Genomic DNA, 6252 nt, shown 5'->3' with positions numbered 1-6252 from the left:
TTTCGGTGAATGAAATTCAAAAGGCTACTGTAACGATCTACGATAAATTCCACAATGTAATCTATTCTGAAACCGCAACAGGTAAAGCAGGAATTGAGAAGACTTATAGTCTTGAGGAGTTTCCTGACGGGGTTTACTTCCTAGAAGTGGAAACCAGTCAAAAGAAAGTGACACACGAGATTGTTATCAGCAATAAAGTTTCAAACTTATCGAGAAAATCGGTTGCCGAAGTGTACAAAGGGGATCTGAAAATGAAGAGCCAAAATGTGGCAGCGCTAAATTAATTGGGTTGTTTTTTAAGAACAATACTTACTTCGAATTTATAAAAACAAAACAGCTCCTCTTTGGGGCTTTTTTTTGTTTTATGTCTTATTTAATATGAATTTCTTCTGAAAAACGAATTTGCATGAGGGATGGAAATGGCATCCTTTTCTTTTCCTTCTTTCGGGAAAAGAAAAGATACAATGGACAGCCCGACCCTTGGGGCATGCCCTTATTACTTTGTTTTAAAATTTCGATAGAAAAAAGCCACCAAAACTTAATTTGATGGCTGATTGCATAAAAAACTAACTCAAAAATATTTATTGTTTGATGAACTTCATCACTTTTATTTGATTTTCGTCATTGTAAACTTTAACAAGGTACATTCCGTTATCTAAATCACTTATGCTATATTGATGATCTTTAGCTTGATTTTTTGTAAAAGTTTTAACTAGTTGCCCTGTTACAGAATAAATTTGAACTTTGGAAGTACTGGTATTTAACGTAAAATAACTCGAAGCTGGATTTGGGTATATATAAATGTCTTTCAAAACTTCAAAATCGGTAGTCGCTAAAGTCGTGGTTTTATTCCCGTAGATTCTAAATTCTCCTGGCTGCAAAGTGATAGTAGCATTAGCATCGGTTACCGTGTATGGTGTATTATCCATAAGATTGTACCAAGAACCAGTGTATTGGAAACCTGTAGCTACATTTTGGGCAGTTACATCAAAATTGGCAATAATAAGTACATCTTTAAGATCTGTAGTGGCTAAAGCACTGTTGGTGATTTTAATGTTTGGAGTTAATGTTACACTTGATGCTATAGTAGCTGTGCCTGAGAATACGGCTTCTGTAGTCTTTAATCCAATCATTCTTGACCAATCATAGAAGATTTTATTTCTGGAGTCGTTAGCAAGCCAGTCATTTACCCATTGTGGCTGTGGTTTGGTTGATAATTTACAATCGCCATTTGCAGCATCCGAAGGGGTATTAACGATACCATCGGTACAAGTAAAAATAGAAGCCTCATTTCCTAAATCACCAAAATGCCATATCATTTTTGGTCCCGGAATTAATAAGGAAACGGCGCCTATAGCAGACATTCTGGATAAAGCTATATTAAGATTTTTTACATTATGTGAAGCATTTGCCGTGTTTCCGAATTGTAGATTTTTATACATCAAACGCTCTTCATCATGACTTTCGGCGTATCCTATAACTCTATTTCCTAGAAAACCGCTATGCTTAGGGCCATACATTCTTGAAATATCGTTATTTGAATTATACCCCATCGACAATTGGTTGTAATTATTGTTTAAATTACCCCACATCATTACTCCTTTGCTTGGAGTTTCTGTAAATCTGTAATTTGCCCATTCTTTTTCTTCGGTATCTCCGCCTAAATGCTCAAAAATGGTATAGTGTGTTGGGTCTAATGACCATGAGTAGTCCGCATAGGTTTTTAATAGATCTACACGGTCTTGTTGGTAGTTACCAGTACAGGCTTCTTGTCCACCAGAAACATTTGAGGGGCAATTTTGTGTAAATCCTTTGGTTAAGTCCCAACGGAAACCGTCAATTTTGTATTCTTCTATCCATTGCTTGATTACACGTTTCACATAGTTTTGAGTTCTAGGTAATTGGTGATTAAAGTCTTCACCTACGTTATAGCTGTGCATTGCAACGGTATTGAAATAAGGATTCTCCGTAGTTGGCGAACCATATCCATCGCCATCTGGATCATTCATCCACATGTGAATCATTGGATTTCTTCCGAAAGCGTGATTCAGGGCCACATCCAGAATTACTGCAATTCCGTTTTGGTGACATAAGTCTATCAATTCTTTTAATTTGGTAGAAGGGCCGTAAAATTTGTCTAAAGCCATGTGAAAAGAAGTGTTATATCCCCAACTTTCATTGCCTTCGAATTCCATTACTGGCATTAGTTCAATGGCATTGATTTTTAATTTTTTAAAATAATCGATACGATTGATTAAATCTTGGTAGTTTCTGTTGGCGTCAAAATCTCTTACTAACACTTCATATACAACCAATTTATCTTTTTCAGGTTTTACAAAATTTGTCGTAGCTGTACTCCAAGCATAAGGAGTTTGTCCTGTTTGTAAAACGGTTACTTCTTTGTCCTGACCAGTTGGATATACAGGCATATTAGGATAAGTAGATGCTGGAATATATTGATCATCATAAGGTGATAATACCAAAGTCGAATAGGGATCAGCAGTTTTTACAAGTGCTGGAGAATTGGCAATTGGAGTTGATTCTCCTACCCAATATTGATACGTATAATTTGTTCCAGATACAAGTCCAGTTAGTTCTAACCAAAATTTAGTCGAACCAGCTGTTGCATCTTTTTTCATAGCGAAAGAAGTTCCCGGCTGCCAATTGTTAAAGCTTCCAGCTACATATACAAAATCTTTTAAAGGGGCATCAAGTACTAAAGTAGCTTTGGTTGCATCGGCTGGATTGTAATTGATTCCATCGACCATCCCAGCTGGGATAGTTTCGGAAATTGTATTTGGATTAATAACGACAGTAAATTTTTTGGTAATAATAGTTGCTCCTTGAGTTACCTCCAATTCGTAGTTTTGGTTGTCGGTAATGTTGGTATGGGTAAACGAATAATTTGAAGTGCTAGCATTAGCATTGATACTAATCCCATTTGATTTTAAATTATAACTGGCAACACCATTAGTATTGGTAGCGGCAATTGAAAGACTTCCTCCTGAAGCTAAAATAGTCGTACTGTTTTGAAGAGGCGAAGTTAGGTTGACTTGAAAAGCACCAACTTCTGCAAACATATCTTGAGATTTTTTGTCTCCTGTTCCATTTTTAGCTTTTATTAAAAACCCTATTTTACCAATATTAGTTGTGTTATAATAAGTGGCTGGAACAAATGTCTTAGTATAAGTATCGCTTCCTGCATTATAGGTAAATTTACTTGCTTCATCTGAAGCTTCCCAACTACCATTAAGAGGAGTCCCTTTTGAAGTTGTGTCATCTAGATCGAATGCCCAAGCCCATAAATACAGTGCATTTCCTGTAACGCTCCAAGTGCTTTCATTAATACTACTGCCATTAATTGTGATTGTAATAGAAGTGGTTTCTTCAAATGTGGATGGACTTATGGAATAAGTTGCCGTTTGTATTTGAGCAATACTGCTCAACGAGACAAATAACAATAATAAAAGTATAAGTTTTTTCATAATCTTTACTTGTTTTTTGTTTTATATAAAAAAAGGGCTATCCATTAAAGATAGCCCTTTTTAAAATGAAACTAAAATTAGTTTTTAGTAATAGTGTATTTGTATACTCTAGGAGTACTTAAGTCTAATGTGATAGTGTAGTTTCCTGCATCAACAGAAATATCAGCACCTCCGTATTCTAAATGAACACCATCCGCAGTTGGTTTAATAGCACCTAAATTAATATCCCAACCATTATTAGCTCTAAATTTCCATGCACCAGTTGTAAGTGTAGCTGTTACTTTCCATAATTTAGTAGCTTTATCATAAGTCATGGCAGTACTGTTATCCCATCCTCCTGGTGTTGCGCTTCCAACAATTCCCCAAACTGTAGCAGTGGCAGAATAAGTTAATTTTGCAGGAGCTGTGTCAGCTTTAAACAAGTAGTAACCAGCTGTTGGCATATCAATATCTCCTCCTTTTGGATCAATTGTTCCTGCAGTTGCTCCCATTCCATAATCAACAGGTCCCCAAGCAGGTTGCGCAGTCATTTTATATTTTCCTGGAGCAGCGAAATACACATATCCTTCAAAATCAGTTTGTCCATATCCAGAAGATTCAAGTTGTGGTCCAGTTGATGGAGTCCAGTCAGATCCATATCCTGATGCAGCTTGATAACTTCCAGGAAGCCATAATTTAGGGCTTTCAGTTGTGTAAGGAGTTACCACAATTGCAGTAATGGCAGAAACAATAGAAGTAGCAGTTCCTGTTGTAGCTACTACTCTTACGTCGTACTCAGCAGCTGCAAATGGAGTCGCACCCAATCCTAATGCTGCACCGTTCATTACTTCAACGGTAACGGCAACTTGGTTAGCAGAAACCACTGAACCTAAAGTTTCTGGTGCAGAGAAATTTCCACCTTTTTTATCCATTTGTACAGAGTAAGTTACTTCAACATCTCCGCCAAAAGTGGCTGAATCCCAAGTGAAACGCTCAGCAGTGGCAGCAGCATTATCAGGAGACAATACATATATTGCACCTGCTGTAGGGGCAGTCATAACAGGAGCATCTCCAGGGGTGATTACTGGTCTGTTTTCCACATCATCTTGTGTACATGAGAACGCTACAATAGCGAACAAAGCAATTATTGTTTTAGTTATATTTTTCATTTTCGTTAATTTTAAATTAGTTTGTTAGTATCCAGGGTTTTGTATTAAATTTTGGTTTGCCACAATAGCATCAGCAGGAATTGGGAAAATGTCTCTGAAACTTTGTGTTGGAGCTCCAGTTTTTACACCACCTTTCCAAGGCCAAATGTATGATCCACCAGTAAATTTGCCAAAACGAACCAAATCTGTTCTTCTTTGTGCTTCAAAATGGAATTCTCTAGCTCTTTCGTCCAGAATAAAATCAAGTGTTAAATCAGTTTGATTGATAGTAGTTGTATTTGCTCTTGTTCTTATAGCATTTACATAGGTTGTAGCTGTACTTAAACTTCCAGAACCTCTTAGTGCACACTCAGCGTACATTAAATAAGCATCAGCCAAACGGAAAATTGGAAAATCAATATCAACGAAATCTCCTGAAGCATCAGATCCTTGGCTGCCGTTTACTTTTATGTTTCTGAATTTCTGAACAGCATAACCGTCTGTAAATGATCCTATATTATTAATTTCTTTAGATTGACCATCAGTCCAAAATTTACCTCTTGTGTCAGTGTTTCCAGCTGGGAATTTATCAACAAAAGCAGATGTTGTTCTGATACCACCCCAACCACCGTTGATTCCAAAATCTTTAGGGACCATAGATCCTCCAACAGGTGCGTGAGTTAGGAAAGTAGTTCCCCCATACGTTTGTGTTTTTAAACCATCAAAAGCGATAGCAAAAATGAATTCGTTTTGTGATCCATTGGTATCATTATCGGCAAAAAACAATTGGTTGTAATTGTTATGGATGCTATATGGAGAAGCAATTACTTTATTGATTAAAGGTAAAGCATCTGCATATTTATCAGTTCCAATATAAACTTTAGCATTCATATACAATTTAGCTTGTAACATCCAAGCAGCTGCTTGGTCTACACGATATGCCTCATTTGATTTAGGTGCTTTTAGCTCTGAGCTGATTGCAGTCAATTCAGAATCGATGAAAGCATATAGTTCAGCTCTAGTAGAATATGCAGGGTAATTGAAGTCAGATGGTGAATCCTCAGTAACTAGAGAACCTCCACCAAAACAATCTACTAAGTGCCAGTAAGACAAAGCTCTTAAGAAACGTACTTCTGCTCTAAAATCTTTTACGTCTGCTTTAGTTGCAGCATCTACTCCTCTACCATCCAATTTTGCATCTGTAGTTTGTCTTAAAAACTCATTACAATTTACAATTTGGAAAGAGATTCTGTAGAATGTAGATTTGATAAATGCATCTCTATCTGTCCAGGTTTGAGAGTGAAAATCTTTGATAGAACCATCATTCCATCCAATAACCGCCTCATCTGTAGTCAATTCTTGCATTAACCAAAGACCTCTAATGTATTGACTGGCTCCTTCATCACCAGAAACGTCTGCGTCTCCAGCAGGACCTTGTTGACCAGTAGTGGCAAATCCTGCATAAAGTTTTGCCAAACTTTGTTTGTATGAAGCTGGACTACTATAGAATTCTTCTCCAGGAATAGCAACTTGTCCTTCAGGTTCTTGGACTAAATCTCCAGTACATGATGAAAGGAATCCCATCATCATTAACAAAGAAATACCCAATAATTTTATTTGTATCTTTTTCATTTTTCTTG

At 36.7% G+C, this 6252-nt stretch carries 4 protein-coding genes; 1 reads left to right on the top strand and 3 read right to left on the bottom strand.

What is annotated here, in order from left to right:
• Window positions 1-284, top strand: a 284-nt coding sequence (locus tag B0E44_RS18730) for a DUF3244 domain-containing protein (RefSeq protein ID WP_165688756.1), incomplete at its 5' end; no start/stop codon positions are given.
• Window positions 285-581: 297 nt separating this feature from the next.
• Here B0E44_RS18730 and B0E44_RS02650 read toward each other — a convergent pair.
• The 3 genes from B0E44_RS02650 to B0E44_RS02640 form a co-directional block, all read right to left on the bottom strand.
• The gene (locus B0E44_RS02650) at window positions 582-3485 is read right to left on the bottom strand and encodes an alpha-amylase family glycosyl hydrolase (protein ID WP_077370656.1); all 2904 of its coding nucleotides are present in this window, start codon (window positions 3483-3485) and stop codon (window positions 582-584) included.
• Window positions 3486-3562: 77 nt separating this feature from the next.
• The gene (locus tag B0E44_RS02645) at window positions 3563-4633 is read right to left on the bottom strand and encodes a SusE domain-containing protein (RefSeq protein ID WP_077370655.1); all 1071 of its coding nucleotides are present in this window, start codon (window positions 4631-4633) and stop codon (window positions 3563-3565) included.
• A 24-nt stretch (window positions 4634-4657) separates the two neighbouring features.
• Window positions 4658-6244, bottom strand: coding sequence for a RagB/SusD family nutrient uptake outer membrane protein (locus B0E44_RS02640; protein WP_077370654.1), 1587 nt, complete (start codon window positions 6242-6244; stop codon window positions 4658-4660).
• Between the last annotated feature and the right edge of the window lie 8 nt (window positions 6245-6252).

Origin of the sequence: Flavobacterium sp. A45 (genome assembly GCF_002001005.1) — a bacterium.
Taxonomy (GTDB): Bacteria; Bacteroidota; Bacteroidia; order Flavobacteriales; family Flavobacteriaceae; genus Flavobacterium.
The sequence above is the reverse complement of the archived record's forward strand: the minus strand, read 5'-3'. Positions and strand labels throughout refer to the sequence as shown.